This window comes from Pseudonocardia broussonetiae (assembly GCF_013155125.1).
Lineage (GTDB): Bacteria > Actinomycetota > Actinomycetes > Mycobacteriales > Pseudonocardiaceae > Pseudonocardia > Pseudonocardia broussonetiae.
Genome location: NZ_CP053564.1, coordinates 1,970,380 through 1,987,395, shown reverse-complemented (window position 1 = coordinate 1,987,395; position 17,016 = coordinate 1,970,380). Strand labels below are relative to the sequence as shown.

Sequence of the window (17,016 nt, the reverse complement as noted above, 5' to 3'; positions counted from 1 at the left end):
CTCTGTTCGTCGAGATGTCGAGGCTGCGGCAGATGTGGGAATCCCTGGGGGGCGCGATCGTCACCGGGGCCGGCTGCGGCGTGCTCCTCGGCTTCACCGTGTGGGGGTACCTGGCCGGCGTGCTCGTCTCGTTCGTCGGCGGGTTCCCCGCCGGGGGCCAGCACCGCACGCTGCGGGGTGCGCTCGCCCGGGGGTTCCTCGGCGGCTTCCTCTGGGCCGCGTCGGTTGTGGTGGTCATCGGTCTCTCGGGGCGGACCGCGACCGTCCCCCTCCCCGTGCCGCCGATCGCCTTCCTGCCCTGGGGCATCGTCCCCGCCTGCATCGTCGCGGTGACGGGATGGTTGATCACTCGGTGCCGCGAGGCGGCGTCCCGAGCCTGAGTTCCGCTGCCAGGACGGGCGTCGGGCCCGCGGCGAACGACACAGTGGGGCGTCGAGCCCCACGACAACGACGAAGAGGCGAGTTCCCGTGACCGCGTTGATGCGTGTCGCCGACCGGCTGCTGCACCTCCAACCCAACGTGCTGCGCTCCCGGACCGAGGCGGAGAAGATCGGGACCCGGCCCCGGGTCGCCGCGCCTCCCCCGCGCCGGCTGCGCCGGCGTTGGCGGATCGACGAGGACGTCGTCGACGGTCGCCCGGTCCTGACGCTGGCACCGCGAGGCACCACCCGCGACGTCACGCTCGTCTACCTCCACGGCGGGGCCTACGTCAATGAACTGGTCGCACCCCAGTGGAGGATCATCGACGAGCTCGCCCGGGGCACCGGTGCGACGGTGGTGGTGCCCCGGTACGGGCTCGCTCCCGAGCACCACGTCGACGATGCGTTCGCGCTGATGTCGGAGCTGATGGCCGGTGTCCGTCGCGAGCGCCCCGCCGACCGGGTCTTCCTCGCCGGTGACTCCGCTGGGGCAGGGCTCGCTCTCGCCCTCGCGGTCGAGGGTTCCTCGAGCCGGGCCACCGCGGCGCGCTCTGATCTCCGCCCGGACGGCCTGTTCCTGTTCTCGCCCTGGGTGGATGTGACGATGACGAACCCCGCCGCGCGACGCATGGAGGCCGGCGACGCGATGCTCGGGGTCGACGGCCTACGCCTCTGGGGCCGGGAGTGGGCCGGGACCCGCGACGTGGACGACCCCCGGGTGAGCCCGGCACTCGGTGAGCTCTCGGGCCTCCCGCCGACCTGGGTCTACCAGGGGGGCCGCGACCTCTTCCTGCCCGACGTCGAGATCTTCGCCGGCAACGCGCGCGCGGCAGGCTCGCCCGTCACCCTCCGCGTGTTCGAGGACGGCTTCCACGTCTTCGTCGGCTTCACGCTCGCGGCGGAGTCCCGCAGCGTCTTCCGGGAGGTCCGCGAGACGATCCGACGGTCGACCATGACGGGACCGGAGGCCGGCCGTGGCCACGAGCAGTGAGGGGACGGCCACGGCGGCGCCGGGTTCCCAGCCGCTCCGCCGGCTGTTCCGCGACCTGCCCCGGCCCTCACCGTCGCTCCTCGGTGCCATCGTCGTCGTCATCGGCGCCACCGCCGGGGTCGGCCTGGTGATGGGGCTGGGCGACGTCGTGATCTACATGAGCCTGGTGGCGCTCTACATCGCCATGGGGGCGTTCGGAGGCACGCTGCGAGCAGACCTGTCGGTGGCGCTGCTCTACGCCGCGGCCCTGACCATCCTGGTCGTGCCACCAGTGGCGGTCTCGGCGTGGTCCGCGCCGGCCGGCTCGGCGCTGCTGGTCCTCGCGGTCGGGGTGTGCGGCATCATCCCCGCGCTCGGTGACCGCTACGGATCGGTCCGGCTCGGTATCGGCCTCATCACCGTCTACGCCTCGGGCTACTACCTGACCCGCGCGGTGAACGTGTGGCACATCGTCATCGGCTCGTTCGTGGCCTTTGCGATCATCCTCGTCGTCCGGCTCCTCGCCGCCGTCCCGGGCCCGGACGCGCCGCTGCGGGCGAGCATCGCGCGCGTGCTCGCCGACCCGTCACGCAGCTCGGCCGAGGCGGCGGCCCGCATGTGGTTACGCGGTCCGGCCCGCGTCTGGACCGGCCGCATCCTGGCGGGCTCCGTCCGCTACCGGGCAGCGACCTGGGCCTTTCAGGAGCGCCTCGCGAGAGTTCACGACGACCGCGCGCGCCCCGTGGCCGAGGTGCTCGCCCGCACCGAGGTCGTGGCACAACGTCTTGCCGGGATCGTGCGCGCTCCACGCCCCCGACCGGACGCGGTTCACGAGGCCCTCCAGATGGTGGACGGCCTCGACGTCGAGGACCCCACGGTTCACCCGTCCGACCGGGCGGTCATGCACCAGGCAGTGTCGGGACTGCGAGACGTCGTCGAGGCGTCCACCACCAGGGACGGCACGATCGTGGCGGGCGCCCGCGCCATCCGCCGGGCCGCCGCCCGCAACGCGATCCGCGCGGCGCTGTCCCTCGATTCCGCCTACTTCCGCAACGCCCTGCGGGCGATGCTCGCCGTGGCCGTCGCGCTCGTTCTCGTCCATGTCGTGGACCGCCCCGCGTTCGCGCTGCCCCTGCTCCTGGGCGCGTACGGGGTTCTGCAGCCCACTTTCCAGGGCAGCGTGAGGCAAGCCCGCAGCAGGGCCGCCGGCGTGATCACGGGGGCGGTCATCGCGATGGTCGTCGTCGCGTTCGCCACACCTCTGGCCGCCGGGATCCTCGCAGCGCTCGCGCTCGTCATCGCGTTCGCCTACATCGCCAGCAGCATCGCGGTCTTCATGGGCAGCCTCGTCGTGGCGCTCACCGTCGCCGTCGCACCACTCGTCCACGAAGCGCCGATCACCTATGCCGTGGGCTACGCCCTCGCGGTGGTCGTCGGAGCCGTCATCGCCACCACCGTCGGATTCCTCTCGATCCCGCTCGACGACCCGCGGAGACGCCGGCGCGTTCTGTCCCGGGCCATGCACGCGACCGGCGCCGCCCTCGACGGCATCGGGCACAGCTCCCCCGCACAGCTGCAAGCACGGATACTCGCGGCCCTCCGCGAACAGCAGAACACCGTCGTCGCCGCGTCCGGCGCGAGCGGGCGGAACGCCGAAGCCCGAGCCGCGGAGGCGCTCGCGGGACTCAACCTCCTCGGCCTGGCCATCACCCTGGGCATCGCGCCACGCTCGGCTTCCGTGGACAGCACCCTGGCGTTGATCGCGGGCCACCTCCACCGCGACGCCGACGCGCCGTTGGCCGATGAGCTGGTTCCCGAGAGCGACAGCATCCTCGACGGCGTCGACCAGCTGCTGCAGTCCGAGTACGGCCGGCTGCACGCTGCTATCCAGACGCATCGGGCCACCGAGACCCCCTGAGCCGCGGGCAATGGAACCGGTCTCGGTCACCGGCCCCGCGGACGGGGGTGGCCGACCTGGTGTCGACTCATGTGCGCAAGTCTTCTTGCGAGGAGGCTCCTCCGCGCAGCCGAGTTGACGTGGGGCTGCCCCTACCTGCAGAACGGGGGGTGACTCACCACGATTGTCGGGACTGCCCGATCGGCCTGCTCAAGGATCACGAGCAAGCTGATTCCTTCAGCGGAGCCGGGCAGAAGGTGCCGCCCAGGCTGCTGCGAAGCCTAGGAGAGGCGACAGCGGTGTCATCTGAGTCATCGGTACTGCAACGACCGGCCGCGCCGTCGGCGGACCTGCCCTCCAGCGCTGGCTTCGGCGTCGCCGACAACGAGTCCCGGGTGACCGGCGGCAAGCCGCGGGTGATCGGCGTGGACCTCGCCCGGGGTCTCGCCCTGATCGGGATGATGGCCACGCACGCCTACGGCGCCGCACTCGACGACAACGACAACCCCACGCTGGCGACGGTCGTTGCGGGCGGACGGGCGGCGACGTTGTTCGTTCTGGTGGCCGGGGTGAGCCTGGCGTTCCTGTCCGGCGGACGCACCCGGGTCCGCGGAGCCGAGCGGACCGGCGCGTCGGCCGGCCTCGCCGTTCGTGCGGTGCTGGTCGGCGCGATCGGTCTCACCCTCGGCTATCTCGGGGAGCTCAATGGGATCGACGGGATCCTGCCGCTCTACGGTGTGCTGTTCCTGCTGGCCATCCCGCTGCTGCGCTGCCCGCCGGTGGTACTGCTCGGGATCGCCGCCGCGGCAACTGCCCTGGGGCCGGTACTCATCGTGGCGACAGCCGACGCCGGATTTCCCGGCAGCGGCGGTGCCGACGACCCGACGTTCACCGCACTGTTCACCGATCCCCTCGGGCTGCTCATCCAGCTGTCCCTGACCGGCGCCTACCCCGCCGTGATCTACCTGGCCTACCTGTGCGTCGGGCTCGTGATCGGACGGCTCGACCTGAGCTCCCGCCGCACCGGATGGTGGCTGCTGGCGGGCGGGGCCGCGCTCGCGGTCGTCGCCCGCGCCGTCTCCGCTCTGCTGCTCTACCCGATGGGCGGGCTGGCCCGACTGATCGAGCAGGGCGAGCTGGGCACCGACCCGGCCGAGGTCGCGACGCTGCTGTGGGAGCCCGACCTCTCGACGTCGTGGTGGTACCTGGCGCTGCCCGCCCCCCACTCCCACACCCCGGTCGACATGCTGCACATCGTCGGCTCGGCCGCCGCCGTGCTGGGCACGGCCCTCCTGCTGACCCGGGTACCGGCCATCGCCCGGCTGCTGTGGCCAGTCGCCGCCGCCGGCAGCATGTCGCTGACGGTCTACTCCGCGCACCTCGTCTTCCTCGCCACCGGTGTCCTGGAGGACGACCCACTGCTGCTCCTGCTGGCGATGGCCCTCGGAGCACTGGTGCTGGCCACCCTGTGGCGGCAGTGGTTCAGCCAGGGCCCGCTCGAGAAGGTGGTGGCGACGCCGGCCACCGCGGCGCGGTGGGCTGCCATCCGTCGGGCCGAGGGCCGGGACACCGCGTCCACGTCAAGCCGAGGGCGGTTGCTCGGCACCGCCCGCAGCGCGGCCCAGTTCCTCGCCCCGCTGGCCTGTGCCGGCGTGCTCGCCCTGATGTTCTTCGCCGGCGTCCGGGCCGCCGCGCCGGGTGACACCGGCGGCGATGTGACCGAGCCGCCGGGTGTGTCGCAGGTGTCGGACGGGTCCAACGACGGCGTGCCGGAGGCCGAGGAGCCGGACCCGGCCGCAGAACAGGCACCCGACGCCGACGCGACCGAAGCACCGTCCACGACCGCGGACGAGCCGTGGATGCCCGCTTCGACCCTGTGGGTTCTGGGCGGAATCAGCGCGGCGTTGCTCGCGATGATGTTGCTCATCGGCCGGCTCTCTTCAGAATCGCCTGTAGCGGACTCACGGGACGACCACGCCCGGGAGGCGAGGCGCTGAGATCTGGAGCGGCGGGCTCTCAGAACGCGGGAGGAAGGCCCGCCGGAAGCCGAACTGGTCGACCGTCGCGGAGGTTCGCGGATCTCGCTGCTCCACGATCTCGTGCAGGAACCGGTCGAGGGTCCGCTCGGCCTCCCGGCGCGCGTTCGGCCCGGGAGGGATCACGGCCACCAGGTCGTGGCGCTGCTTCCTCACCGGGTCGACGCCGGCGTACACACGCACCCTCATGGCACCGCACGAAGAGTGCCGCCCGCTGCTGGACGCCCTGCCATGCCGCCCATCGTCCCGCGGCTCGCGGCACATCCCGTGGCACGACTGTCGCAAATACGATCTTGCTGGAGGAGGAACTGCTGGTCAGGCGTGGAGCCGGGGGTCGGGATCGAACCGACGACCTACCGCTTACAAGGCGGTTGCTCTACCACTGAGCTACACCGGCCGGTCCACCGATCCTAGTGCGTGCGGGCGGGGTCCGCGGTGATGGCCCGCGCCAGGCGCCCGAGGGCCGGGGCGGCGGCGCGCAGGGCGTCGGCGTCGTCGGGGGGCAGGTCCCGCAGGAGGTCGGCCAGCAGGCCGGCCCAGGCGTCGTCGAGCAGGCGGCGGTGGCGGACGGCGGCGGGGCTCGGGTGGAGCAGGGTGCGGCGCTGGTCGTCGGGGTCGGTGGTGCGGTCGACCAGGCCGCGGGCGACGAGTCCCCGGACGGCGGTGCTGACGTTGCTGGTCTGCAGGCGCAGGGCGCGGGCGATCTCCGAGACCGACGATCCCGGGCGGGAGCCGATCTGCGCGAGGACCTCCGACTCCGACGGCGGCAGCACGTCCAGCCCGACCTGCGCGACGCCGCGGCGGTGCAGGGACCGGGAGAGCACGTGGACGGCGGCCGCGAGGGTGCGGAGGTGGTCGTCGGTCACAGTCCGCAGACTACCGCGACAGTTATATCTAAACTCATAACCATGTCTCGAGCCGAACGCGCCCCGCTCGCGGTCTGGATCACCGTCCTCGCCCTGCTGACCTCGATCGCGCCGCTGGCCACGGACATGTACCTGCCCGCCCTCCCCCGCGTCGTCGACGACCTCGGCACGACGGCGTCGGGCGTCCAGCTGACCCTCACCGCGTTCCTCGTCGGCCTCGCGCTCGGCCAGCTCGTCATCGGCCCGCTCTCCGACGCGCGCGGGCGGCGGCCGCTGCTGCTGGCCGGCGCGGTGGTGTGCGCGCTGGCGGGCGTCGCGGTGGCGCTGTCGCCGAGCATCGGGTTCATGGTCGGCGCACGGTTCGTCCAGGGCTTCGCGGGTGCGGCGGGGATCGTGCTGGCGCGCGCGGTGATCGTCGACCGGACCACCGGGCGCCGCACCGCCCAGCTGTTCACGCTGATGATGGCGATCAACGGGGTCGCGCCGGTGGTCGCGCCGCTGGTCGGCAGCGGGCTGGTCGACGGCATCGGCTGGCGCGGCATCTTCGTGGTGCTGGCCGGGCTCGCCGTGCTGATGCTGGTCGGGGTGCTGGCCGCGGTCCCGGAGACGCTGCCGGTCGAGCGGCGGCGCACCGGCGGCCTGCGGCGCACCGTCACCGACATCGGCGCCGTCCTGCGCCGCGCCCCCTACGTCAGCTGGACTCTGGTCCTCGCGCTCTCGTTCAGCACGATGTTCGCCTACATCTCCGGGTCGTCGTTCGTGCTGCAGGACGTCCTGGGCCTGTCGACGGCCGGGTACGCCGCGGCCTTCGCCGCCAACGCGGGCGGCCTCGTCCTGACCTCGGTGCTCGGCGCGCGCTGGGACGTCGAACCGCGCCGCAAGGCGACGATCGGCGTCGCGATCCTGGTCACCGGCGCGGCCGCGCTGCTCGTCGTCACGCTGCTCGGATCGCCGACGTGGCCGGTGCTGGGGCTGCTGTTCGTCGCCGTGTCGAGCCTCGGCCTCGTCATGGGCAACGCCACGGCACTGGCGACGACCCACGTCCGCGACGTCGCCGGCACCGGCTCCGCACTGCTCGGCGCGCTGCAGTTCGGGTTGGGCGCAGCAGTCTCGCCGCTGGTCGGGTCGAGCGCGGTCACGATGGCCGCGGTGATGGTCGGCGCCTCCGCCCTCGCGACGGTCGCGCTGCTGGTCGCGCGCCGCGTCACCGTCGACGAGCCCGAACCGGTGGTCGCGACGGCGGCGTGATCGTCCGGACCTACCCTGGCCCCATGCCCCGCAGTACCCGCGCCGTCACGAGCGGCTGACGATGCCCGACCACAGCCCGCACTTCGCCCGGCGCGTGCGCAGCAAGCTCCGCCGCGAGGCGCACGAGCTGCTGCAGCCGGGCCCGCCGAGCATGCAGCTGCTCTGGCCGATCGGGCCGCAGGTGCCCGACGACGCCCGCGTGCAGGAGGTCCTCGACCTCTGCATGCGCATCGGCGAGGTGCTGATGTCCAGCGGCGAGAGCGTCGACGAGACGACGCACGTGATGCTGCGGATCGCCGCGGCGTGCGGGCTGTCGGCGGTCGACGTCGACATCACCTTCACCTCCATGACGATCTGCTGCCACCGCGGCATGACGGCGGCGCCGGTGACGTCGATGCGGCTCGTGCAGTACCGCTCGCTCGACCTCACGCGGCTGCTCGCCGTCGGCCGCGTGATCGACCGCATCGAGGCCGGGGTCGTCGACGTGCGGACCGCGGCGACGGAGCTGTCCGAGGCCGTCAGCGCGCGGCACCCGTACCCGCGCTGGGTCGCGACCGTCGGGTGGGCCGGGCTCGCCGCCTCCATCGCGATCCTGCTGGGCGGCGCGCTGATCACCGGGCTGACCGCGTTCGCCGTCACCGCGGTGATCGACCGGATCGGCCGCGTCCTCAACCGGCGCGGGCTGCCGCAGTTCTTCCAGCAGGTCGTCGGCGGGGCCCTGGCCACCGGGGCGACGGTGACGCTGTTCGGCCTCGGCGCGTTCCCGCCGGGCACGCGGCCCTCGCTCGTCATCGCCGCGACGATCACCGTGCTGCTGTCGGGGCTCTCGGTGGTCGGCACGGTGCAGGACGCCATCACCGGCTACTACGTGACGGCGGCCGGGCGCGCGGTCGAGATCGCGCTGCTCTCCGCGGGCCTGCTGGTCGGGGTCGTGCTCGGCCTGCGCGTCGGGCTGGAGTTCGCGCCGCCGCTGGAGGTGGCCGGCGAGCTGCCCTCGGGCGCCGGTCGGTTCGGCCTGTCGCTCGCGGCGGCCGCCGTGGCCGCGGCCTGCTTCGCGCTGGCGGGCTACGCGCCGGCCCGGTCGCTGCTCGCCGCCGGCATCGCGGGGGCGGCGGGCTGGGGCACCTACGGGCTGGTGGTGCAGGTCGTCGGCATCGGCCCGGTGCCCGCCACCGGAATCGCGGCGGTCGTCGTCGGGCTCGCCGCGGGGCTGTTCCGCCGGGGCGGCGGGGTGCCGCCGCTGGTGATCACGCTGGCCGGCATCACGCCGCTGCTCCCCGGGTTCAGCGCCTACCGCGGCTTCTACCAGCTCGCCGTCGAGGGCGTCGCCGACGGCCTGGTCACGATCACGCTCGCGCTCGGCATCGGCCTCGCGCTGGCCGCCGGCGTGGCGTTCGGCGACTTCCTGACCGGCCCGCGGCGGCCCGGCGGGAGGACCGTCTCGGACCCCGCGCCGGACGCCTCCCCCGCGTAGGCTCACGCCCGTCGAAGCCCCGCACGACGAGGAGAGTCAGTGGCCCAGCAGAACGCCGAGTTCGTGGTGGTGGCCAACCGGCTCCCCGTCGACCTGGAGAAGCTCCCGGACGGGACGGAGCGCTGGAAGCGCAGCCCCGGGGGCCTGGTCACGGCGCTGGAGCCGATGCTGCGCAGCCGCGAGGGCGCCTGGGTCGGCTGGCCCGGGCTCGCCGACGCCGACGCCGAGCCGTTCGTCGAGGACGGCCTGGCGCTGCACCCGGTCCGGCTCTCCGCGCAGGAGGTCGAGGACTACTACGAGGGCTTCTCCAACGGCACGCTCTGGCCGCTCTACCACGACGTCGTCGCCCCGCCGGCGTTCCACCGGCACTGGTGGCAGGCCTACGTCACCGTCAACAAGCGCTTCGCCGAGGCGGTCGCGCAGGTCGCCGCGCCGGGGGCCACGGTCTGGATCCAGGACTACCAGCTCCAGCTGCTCCCGGCCGAGCTCCGCGCCCTGCGCCCCGACCTGCGGATCGGCTTCTTCCTGCACATCCCGTTCCCGCCCACGGAGCTCTTCCAGCAGCTGCCGTGGCGCAAGGAGATCGTCGAGGGGCTGCTCGGCGCCGACCTCGTCGGCTTCCACACCCCCGGCGGCGTCCGCAACTTCCGCTGGCTCGCCACCCGCTTCACCGACGCCAAGCCCGGCGCGCGCAACGAGGTCCACTACGGGGAGCGGACGGTCAAGCTCGGCGCCTTCCCGATCTCCATCGACTCCGCGCACCTCGACGAGCTCTCGCGCACCGCCGAGGTGCAGCAGCGCGCCAAGGAGATCCGCAACGACCTCGGCAACCCCGAGCGGATCATCCTGGGCGTCGACCGGCTCGACTACACCAAGGGCATCGACGTCCGGCTGCGCGCGTTCGAGGAGCTGCTCCAGGAGGACCACGCGGGCGACGCGGTCATGATCCAGCTCGCCACGCCCAGCCGCGAGCGCGTCGAGCACTACCAGACGATGCGCGCCGGCATCGAGCAGTCGGTGGGCCGGATCAACGGCACGTTCGCCCGCGTCGGGCACCCGGTGCTGCACTACCTGCACCAGTCGCTGCCGCGCGACGAGCTCGCCGCGTTCTTCGTCGCCGCCGACGTCATGCTCGTGACGCCCCTGCGCGACGGCATGAACCTCGTCGCCAAGGAGTACGTGGCCTGCCGCGGCGACCTCGGCGGCGTGCTCGTGCTGTCGGAGTTCGCCGGGGCCGCGATCGAGCTGAAGGAGTCGGTGCTGGTCAACCCGCACGACACCGACGGCGTCAAGAACGCGCTGCACCGGGCGCTGACGATGCCGCCGGAGGAGAGCCGCAAGCGGATGCGGGCGCTGCGCCGCCAGGTGCTCTCCCACGACGTCGACCGCTGGGCCCGCTCCTTCCTCGACGCGCTGGGACTCCCCTCATGACCGACCTCGACGCGGCGGTGCGCGAGCTCGCCACCGTCCCGCGGCTGCTCGTCGCGCTCGACTTCGACGGCGTCCTCGCCCCGATCGTCGACGTGCCCTCCGACGCGCGCCCCCTCCCGGAAGCCGCGGCCGCGATCGGCGCGCTGGTCACGCTGCCCGACACGGTCGTCACGCTGGTGTCGGGCCGCGGGCTCGCCGACCTCGCCGCCACCTCCGGCTTCGGCGCGCCGGTCCGGATGGTGGGCAGCCACGGCGGCGAGTTCGACGACGGCGGCGCCGTCCTCGACGACGGCCAGCACGCCCTGCTCGACGCCCTCACCGCCGACGTCACCGCACTCGTCGCGGGCGAGCCCGGCGTGAAGCTGGAGCACAAGCCGGCCGGGATCGCGGTGCACGTGCGCGGCACCGCGCCCGAGGTCGGCGCCCGCGTGCTGGAGGCCGTGCGCACCGGCCCGGCCGCGCGTCCGGGCGTCGACGCCACCCCGGGGAAGGACGTGCTGGACCTCGCCGTCCTGCAGGTCACCAAGGGCATGGCCATCGACGTGCTGCGCGAGAGGACAGGGGCCGACGCCGTGCTGTTCGTGGGCGACGACGTCACCGACGAGACGGCGTTCGTCCGGCTCGGCGACGGCGACGTCGGGGTGAAGGTGGGCCCCGGCGACACCGCGGCCGGTCACCGCGTCGACGGCCCGCCCGACGTGGCCCGGCTCCTCGAGCTCCTGCTGGAGCTGCGCTCCTGATCAGGCGGCGGTCAGGCGGGCACGGGCGTCGTCCCAGCTCACGGGCAGGGCGTCGGCAGGCGCCGTCCAGAAGGTGAACGCCGACTCCTCGGTGGCCTCGCGGTAGCGGGCCATCACCGCGCGGTGCGGCTGCGCGCCGACCATCGCGTCGAGCGACTCCCGGTCGCGCCACGCGCTCAGCGTCAGGAACTCCCGGCGCAGCGGGTGCGCGTCCAGGGCGAGGCCGAGCACGCCGTGCGCCTTCCGGACCTGGGCGTGGACGCGCAGCGCGTCCAGGAAGAACGGCAGGACGTGCCGGAACCGCGCGACACGGAACCGGGAGGCCATCACGAGCACCTCGCCGGCGGGCGGGGGTCCGACGGCGGTCCAGGGCAGTGCGGGCATGGCCGGCTCCTCGCAGGCTCGACGAACTTGTCACCGTCAAGATGCCCCGTCGCTCGCGTCTTGTCAACGTCAAGATTAGGCTGGCGGCCGTGCCCTACCACCACGGCGACCTCCGGCGGACGCTCCTCGACACCGCGCTGGACGCCGTCGCGGAGCACGGGCCCGCCGCGCTGAGCCTGCGCGACGTCGCCCGGCGGGCGGGCGTCTCACACGCGGCTCCGGCTCACCACTTCGGCGACAAGACCGGGCTGCTCACCGCGCTCGCCGCCGAGGGCTGGGCCGGCCTCGCCGACGCCCTGGAGGCGGCCGGGGGGTTCGCCGAGCAGGGCGTCGCCTACGTCGTGTTCACCACCGGGCACCCCGCCCACTTCGCGGTGATGCGCACGCCCGGCCTCGTGCGCGGCGACGACCCCGCGCTGGCGGCGGCGGCCGCGCGGGCCGGGGCCGCGCTGGAGACCGGGGCCGGGGAGGTCGACGACGACCCCACCACGGCCGTCGCCGGCTGGGCGCTCGTCCACGGCCTGGCCAGCCTCCTGCTGGAGGGCGCGCTCACCCCGGAGGAGGGCACCGACGTCGCCGACCTGGCCCGCGCGGTGACCGGCCGGCTCCGCTGACCCCCGACGGGGTCACGCAGGAGTCACCAGCCGGAGAACCAGCGCTCCGGCGTGCGGGGCTTCGCGCTCGTGGCGGCGACGACCAGCTCGGTGGGCAGCGTCACGGTGCGGGGGCGGTTGCGGTCGCCGCGCTCGAGCAGCAGCTCGCCCGCCGCGCGCCCCTTCTCCAACACGGGCTGGCGCACCGTCGTCAGGCCCGCGCGCTGCGCCTCCGGCACGCCGTCGAACCCGGTGATCGTGATGTCGTCGGGGACCGACAGCCGGCGCTCGGCGGCGTGGCGCAGCGCGCCGAGGGCGAGGATGTCCGAGGTGCAGGCGATCGCGGTGATGTCCGGGTGCGCGGCCAGCAGCTCCGCGGCGGCCGACTGGCCCGCGTCGACGCTGTGCGCGAACCGCTCGTGCACCGGCACGCCCGCCCAGTCGATCCCGGCCTCGGCCAGACCGTCGCGCAGGCCGCCCAGGCGGTTGCGCTGCACCGGGTAGGTGGCGCCGTTCTGCCGGGCCACGTCGGCCGGGCCGTCGTAGCGTCCGGTGCCCAGCCGCATGCACAGCACGCCGATGCGCCGGTGGCCCAGCTGCGTGAGGTGGCGCGCCATGCCGAGCATGGCCGCGCGGTCGTCGACGCCGACGCGGTCGACGCCCTCGACGTTGATCGGCTGGTCGCACACCACGGTCGGCACCGGGCGCTCCAGCACCGCCATGAAGTGCGGGTCGTCCTCGCGGACGGAGTAGACGACGAAACCGTCGACGCCGGCCTGGTGCACCGCGGTGACGTCGGCGAGCTCGGGGCTGACCGGCACCAGCAGCAGCCCGGACCCGGCCCGCTCGCAGGCCAGCGCGAGGCCCTCGAGGAAGCCGGTGGCGGCGGGGTCGCGGAACGCGTAGGACAGGGCCTCGGTCAGCAGCAGGCCGACGGCGCCCGCGCGGCGCGTGCGCAGCGAGCGCGCGACGGGGTCGGGCCCCGGGTAGCCGAGCCGCCGCGCCGCCTCCAGGACCCGCGCCCGCAGCGGGGCGGAGAGCTGGTCGGGGCGGTTGTAGGCGTTGGAGACGGTGGTGCGGGACACGCCGAGCTCGGCGGCCAGGGACGCGAGCGTCGCCGGGCGCCGGGCCTCACGTGATCCGCGCATCAGACCAACCGTAACGGTTCAGAACCAGGGTCGAAAGCCCGGCGGTCCGTGCCCCCGTCCACACGTGAGAGCCACACGCTAGAGTGAATCGACAACGGTTATCGCTACAGCACAGGAGATCGTCGATGCGTCTGCGCCCGCTGGTCGGGGCCACCACCGCCCTCGCCGCCCTCGCCCTGGCCGGCTGCGGCTCCGGCGCAGCCGGTCCGGGCGGCGCGAGCCCCGCCGCCGACGACGGCACGCTCACCGTCGTGGCCTCGACGAACGTCTACGGCAGCATCGCGCAGGCCGTCGGCGGCGACACGGTCACCGTGGAGTCCCTGATCGACGACCCGGCCGCCGACCCGCACTCCTACGAGAGCACGCCGGCCGACGCCGCGACGGTCGCGGGCGGCGACGTCGTCGTCTTCAACGGCGGCGGCTACGACGAGTTCATGCCGCAGCTGCTGGAGAACGCCGGCGGCGAGCCCGCCGTGATCGACGTCGCCGCGCTGTCCGGCCTCGTGCCGGCCGACGCCGGGGAGCCCCACGACGAGGGCGAGGCCCACTCCGAGGAGGAGCACGGCGCGTTCAACGAGCACTTCTGGTACAGCCTGCCGACGATGCAGGCGCTGGCCCAGCGGCTGGCCCAGGACCTCGGGGCGGCCGACGCGGCGAACGCCGCCACCTACACGGCCAACGCCGAGGCGTTCAGCGCGTCGATCGACGGCCTGATCGAGCGGACCGAGGCCGTCGGCGCGTCCGTGCCGGGCGGGCGCGTCGCCGTCACCGAGCCGGTGCCGGGCTACCTCGTGGAGACCGCCGGCCTGATCGACGCCACGCCGCCGGAGTTCGCGGAGGCCGTCGAGGAGGACACCGACCCGCCGGCCGCCGTCGTCGCGCAGACGCTGGCGCTGTTCGACCCCACCTCGCTCGACCCGCTGCGCGCCCTGATCCTCAACGCCCAGACCGAGACGCCGACCACCGGCCAGGTGCGCGCGGCGGCCGACGCGGCGGGCGTGCCCGTCGTCGAGGTCACCGAGACCCTGCCCGCGGGCACCGACTACCTCGGCTGGATGACCGCTCAGGTCGAATCACTGGCCAGCGCGCTCAACCCCGTCTGATGGTCGCCACACTGGAGCCCGTGCGTGACGTCGCCCCGGCCGTGGCCCTGCGAGGGGCGAGCGTCCGCTTCGGCGAGCGCACGCTGTGGGACGGGCTCGACCTCGACGTCGCGCCCGGCGAGTTCCTCGCCGTGCTGGGGCCCAACGGATCGGGCAAGACCACGCTGATGCGGGTGCTGCTCGGGCTGCTGCCGCTGACGGCGGGCGAGGTCCGGATCTCCGGTGCGGCCCCGCGCCGCGGCAGCCCGTCGATCGGGTACGTGCCGCAGCAGAAGGCGCTCGACCCCGACCTGCCCCTGCGCGGGCGCGACCTCGTCGGCCTCGGGCTCGACGGGCACCGCCTCGGCATCGGCCTGCGCGGGCGCCGGGCCCGCCGGGCCCGGGTGGACGCCGCGCTCGCCTCCGTCGGCGGCACGGCGTACGCCGACGCGCCGGTCGGGCGGCTGTCGGGCGGCGAGCAGCAGCGCCTGCGCGTCGCCCAGGCCCTCGTCGGCGACCCCGACGTGCTGCTGTGCGACGAGCCACTGCTCTCGCTGGACCTCGCCCACCAGCGCACCGTCACCGACCTCATCGACGCCCGGCGCCGCGACCACGGCACCGCCGTCCTGTTCGTCACCCACGAGATCAACCCGGTGCTGCCGCTGGTCGACCGCGTGCTCTACCTCGTCGACGGCCGGTTCCGGATCGGTCCTCCCGAGCAGGTCATGACGTCCGAGGTGCTCTCCGAGCTCTACGGCACCGACGTCGACGTGCTGCGCGTGCGCGACCGGCTCGTCGTGGTCGGCGCCGACGGCCGCGACCACTGTCACGAGCCGGTGGCCGTCGCCGGGGAGTCGGCCTGATGGACCGGCTCGTGAGCTTCGAGGGCCTGGGCGAGCTGCTCGGGTTCCCGTTCGTGCAGAACGCGCTGCTGGCGTGCGCGGTGCTCGGGATCGTCGCGGGGGCGCTGGCGCCGCTGATCGTCTCGCGCGGCATGTCGTTCGCCGTCCACGGCACCGCGGAGCTGGCCTTCACCGGTGGCGCCGCGGCGCTGCTGATCGGGGTCGGCGTCGGGATCGGGGCCGTCGTGGGCGCCGTCGTCGCGGGGCTGGTGTTCGGGATCCTCGGGCTGCGCCAGCGCGAGCGCGACTCGGTGATCGGGGTGGTCCTCGCGTTCGGCCTCGGCCTGGGCGTGCTGCTGCTCGCGCTCTACAGCGGACGGGCGTCGAACAAGTTCGGGCTGCTCACCGGGTCGATCGTGTCGGTCGACTCCACCAACCTCGTGGTGCTCGCCTGCGTCGCCGTGCTCGTGATCGGCGTGCTCGCGGTGCTCTACCGGCCGCTGCTGTTCGCCAGCACCGACCCCGACGTCGCACTGGCCCGGGGGGTGCCGGTGCGGGCGCTGTCGCTGGTGTTCGCGGTGCTGATCGGGCTGACGACGGCGCTGGCCGTGCCGATCGTCGGCGCGATCCTGGTGCTGTCGGTGATGATCGCACCCGGGGCCGCGGCCGCGCGCGTGACGGCCAGCCCGCTGCTCGCGACCGTGCTCGCCGTGCTGTTCGCCGAGGTGGCGCTCGTCGGCGGGGCGGTGCTGTCGCTCGCGCCCGGGCTGCCCGTGTCCGGCTACGTCGCCACGCTGTCGTTCCTGATCTACGTGGGGTGCCGGGTGGCGGCGCGGCTGCGGGGCCGCGCCGCCGTCGGCTAGCTACCGCGACACGGTCTAGCGGAGCCGCGCCCGGCGCTGCCGCGAGATCTCGGCGAGCACCACGCCGGCGGCGACGGAGGCGTTGAGCGACTCCACCGGCCCGGCCATCGGGATCGACACGGTGACGTCGCAGGTCTGCTTGACCAGCCGGCCCAGGCCCTTGCCCTCCGAGCCGATCACAACGACGACCGGGTCGGTGGCGAGCTCGAACTCGTCGAGCGTGACGTCGCCGTCGGCGGCGAGCCCGGCGATCATCAGCCCGGCCGAGGCGTACTCCTGCAGCGTGCGCGTCAGGTTGGTGGCCCGGGCGACGGGCACGCGCGCGGCGGTGCCGGCCGAGGTCCGCCACGCCACGGCCGTCATGCCGGCCGCGCGGCGCTGCGGGACGACGACGCCGTGGCCGCCGAACGCGCCGACCGAGCGAACGACGGCGCCGAGGTTGCGCGGGTCGGTGACGCCGTCGAGCGCGACGATGAGCGCGGGGTCGCCGCTGTCGCCGGCGATCTCCAGCAGCTCGTCGGGGTGCGCGTAGGCGTACGGCGGCACCTGCAGCGCGAGGCCCTGGTGCAGCGCGCCGCCCGACATCTTGTCGAGGTCGGTCTTCGCGACCTCCAGGATCGAGATGCCCATGTCGGCGGCCAGGCTGACGGCCTCGCGCACGCGCTCGTCGGTGGTGGTGCCGATGGCGACCTGCAGCGCCGTGGCCGGGACGCCCGCACGCAGGCACTCGACGACGGGGTTGCGGCCGAGCACCGTCTCCGGCGTCTCGCCGTCGCCCGCGCGACGGCGGTTGGCGCCGCCGCCGGACCGGCCGCGGTTGGCGGCCGAGCGCTCCGCGAGCTTGGCCCGGCGCGCCGCGGGGTGGTTGGGGCGCTCCTCCTTGGGCGGGGTCGGGCCCTTGCCCTGCAGCTGCTTGCGGCGCTGCCCGCCGGAACCGACGACCATCCCCTTCTTCGTGCCGTCCTTGCGCATCGCTCCGCGACGCTGGGAATTGCCGGCCATCTAGGTCACTTCTCCGTCGGA

At 74.2% G+C, this 17,016-nt stretch carries 16 protein-coding genes and 1 tRNA gene; 12 read left to right on the top strand and 5 right to left on the bottom strand.

Annotated elements, in window-relative coordinates; genetic code table 11:
• Positions 1 to 32 precede the first annotated feature (32 nt).
• The 4 genes from HOP40_RS09810 to HOP40_RS09795 all read left to right on the top strand — a co-directional run bounded on the left by HOP40_RS09810 (position 33) and on the right by HOP40_RS09795 (position 5,283).
• On the top strand, positions 33 to 380 hold the full coding sequence (locus tag HOP40_RS09810; RefSeq protein WP_172156903.1) for a hypothetical protein: 348 nt from the start codon (positions 33 to 35) through the stop codon (positions 378 to 380).
• 88 nt (positions 381 to 468) lie between these two features.
• Positions 469 to 1,410 (top strand): alpha/beta hydrolase fold domain-containing protein, encoded by a 942-nt coding sequence (locus HOP40_RS09805; protein ID WP_172156900.1) that lies wholly within the window; start codon positions 469 to 471, stop codon positions 1,408 to 1,410.
• A gap of 130 nt (positions 1,411 to 1,540) precedes the next feature.
• A complete protein-coding gene (locus HOP40_RS09800) occupies positions 1,541 to 3,307 on the top strand; it encodes an aromatic acid exporter family protein (protein WP_172156898.1) in 1,767 nt (588 codons plus the stop codon).
• A 47-nt stretch (positions 3,308 to 3,354) separates the two neighbouring features.
• A complete protein-coding gene (locus HOP40_RS09795; protein ID WP_172156896.1) occupies positions 3,355 to 5,283 on the top strand; it encodes a heparan-alpha-glucosaminide N-acetyltransferase domain-containing protein in 1,929 nt (642 codons plus the stop codon).
• A 361-nt stretch (positions 5,284 to 5,644) separates the two neighbouring features.
• On the opposite strand, the gene HOP40_RS09790 is transcribed toward HOP40_RS09795, so the two are convergent.
• Positions 5,645 to 5,719 (bottom strand) — tRNA-Thr (locus tag HOP40_RS09790).
• Between the two features lie 13 nt (positions 5,720 to 5,732).
• On the bottom strand, positions 5,733 to 6,188 hold the full coding sequence (locus tag HOP40_RS09785) for a MarR family winged helix-turn-helix transcriptional regulator (protein ID WP_172156894.1): 456 nt from the start codon (positions 6,186 to 6,188) through the stop codon (positions 5,733 to 5,735).
• Between the two features lie 42 nt (positions 6,189 to 6,230).
• Between HOP40_RS09785 and HOP40_RS09780 the strand changes: the two genes are divergently transcribed.
• The 4 genes from HOP40_RS09780 to otsB all read left to right on the top strand — a co-directional run bounded on the left by HOP40_RS09780 (position 6,231) and on the right by otsB (position 11,081).
• Positions 6,231 to 7,436 carry a multidrug effflux MFS transporter gene (locus tag HOP40_RS09780; RefSeq protein WP_172156892.1) on the top strand — a complete coding sequence of 402 codons (1,206 nt, stop codon included), beginning with the start codon at positions 6,231 to 6,233 and terminating at the stop codon, positions 7,434 to 7,436.
• 61 nt (positions 7,437 to 7,497) lie between these two features.
• Positions 7,498 to 8,910 carry a threonine/serine exporter family protein gene (locus HOP40_RS09775; protein ID WP_172156890.1) on the top strand — a complete coding sequence of 471 codons (1,413 nt, stop codon included), beginning with the start codon at positions 7,498 to 7,500 and terminating at the stop codon, positions 8,908 to 8,910.
• A gap of 39 nt (positions 8,911 to 8,949) precedes the next feature.
• The gene (locus HOP40_RS09770) at positions 8,950 to 10,341 is read left to right on the top strand and encodes an alpha,alpha-trehalose-phosphate synthase (UDP-forming) (protein ID WP_172156888.1); all 1,392 of its coding nucleotides are present in this window, start codon (positions 8,950 to 8,952) and stop codon (positions 10,339 to 10,341) included.
• On the top strand, positions 10,338 to 11,081 hold the full coding sequence (otsB, locus tag HOP40_RS09765) for a trehalose-phosphatase (protein WP_172156886.1): 744 nt from the start codon (positions 10,338 to 10,340) through the stop codon (positions 11,079 to 11,081). The genes HOP40_RS09770 and otsB overlap by 4 nt, the downstream gene beginning before the upstream one ends.
• Here the strand turns inward: otsB and HOP40_RS09760 are convergent, their stop codons facing one another.
• Positions 11,082 to 11,465: a DUF3291 domain-containing protein gene (locus HOP40_RS09760; RefSeq protein ID WP_172156874.1), complete on the bottom strand. Its 384-nt coding sequence runs from the start codon at positions 11,463 to 11,465 to the stop codon at positions 11,082 to 11,084.
• 80 nt (positions 11,466 to 11,545) lie between these two features.
• On the opposite strand from HOP40_RS09760, the gene HOP40_RS09755 reads away from it, so the two are divergent.
• Positions 11,546 to 12,079 (top strand): TetR/AcrR family transcriptional regulator, encoded by a 534-nt coding sequence (locus tag HOP40_RS09755; RefSeq protein ID WP_240157769.1) that lies wholly within the window; start codon positions 11,546 to 11,548, stop codon positions 12,077 to 12,079.
• Between the two features lie 23 nt (positions 12,080 to 12,102).
• On the opposite strand, the gene HOP40_RS09750 is transcribed toward HOP40_RS09755, so the two are convergent.
• Positions 12,103 to 13,206 (bottom strand): LacI family DNA-binding transcriptional regulator, encoded by a 1,104-nt coding sequence (locus HOP40_RS09750; protein ID WP_172156870.1) that lies wholly within the window; start codon positions 13,204 to 13,206, stop codon positions 12,103 to 12,105.
• Positions 13,207 to 13,331: 125 nt separating this feature from the next.
• On the opposite strand from HOP40_RS09750, the gene HOP40_RS09745 reads away from it, so the two are divergent.
• From HOP40_RS09745 to HOP40_RS09735, 3 genes are read left to right on the top strand one after another with little or no spacing between them, the layout of a single operon-like run.
• Complete coding sequence (locus HOP40_RS09745) at positions 13,332 to 14,309, top strand: metal ABC transporter solute-binding protein, Zn/Mn family (RefSeq protein ID WP_172156868.1); 978 nt, start codon at positions 13,332 to 13,334, stop codon at positions 14,307 to 14,309.
• Positions 14,309 to 15,151, top strand: coding sequence for a metal ABC transporter ATP-binding protein (locus HOP40_RS09740; RefSeq protein ID WP_172156866.1), 843 nt, complete (start codon positions 14,309 to 14,311; stop codon positions 15,149 to 15,151). Before HOP40_RS09745 ends, HOP40_RS09740 begins: the two co-directional genes overlap by 1 nt.
• Positions 15,151 to 15,993 carry a metal ABC transporter permease gene (locus HOP40_RS09735; protein WP_172156864.1) on the top strand — a complete coding sequence of 281 codons (843 nt, stop codon included), beginning with the start codon at positions 15,151 to 15,153 and terminating at the stop codon, positions 15,991 to 15,993. Before HOP40_RS09740 ends, HOP40_RS09735 begins: the two co-directional genes overlap by 1 nt.
• Positions 15,994 to 16,008: 15 nt before the next feature.
• Here HOP40_RS09735 and rlmB read toward each other — a convergent pair whose 3' ends face one another.
• The gene (gene rlmB, locus HOP40_RS09730; protein ID WP_172156862.1) at positions 16,009 to 16,995 is read right to left on the bottom strand and encodes a 23S rRNA (guanosine(2251)-2'-O)-methyltransferase RlmB; all 987 of its coding nucleotides are present in this window, start codon (positions 16,993 to 16,995) and stop codon (positions 16,009 to 16,011) included.
• Positions 16,996 to 17,016 lie beyond the last annotated feature (21 nt).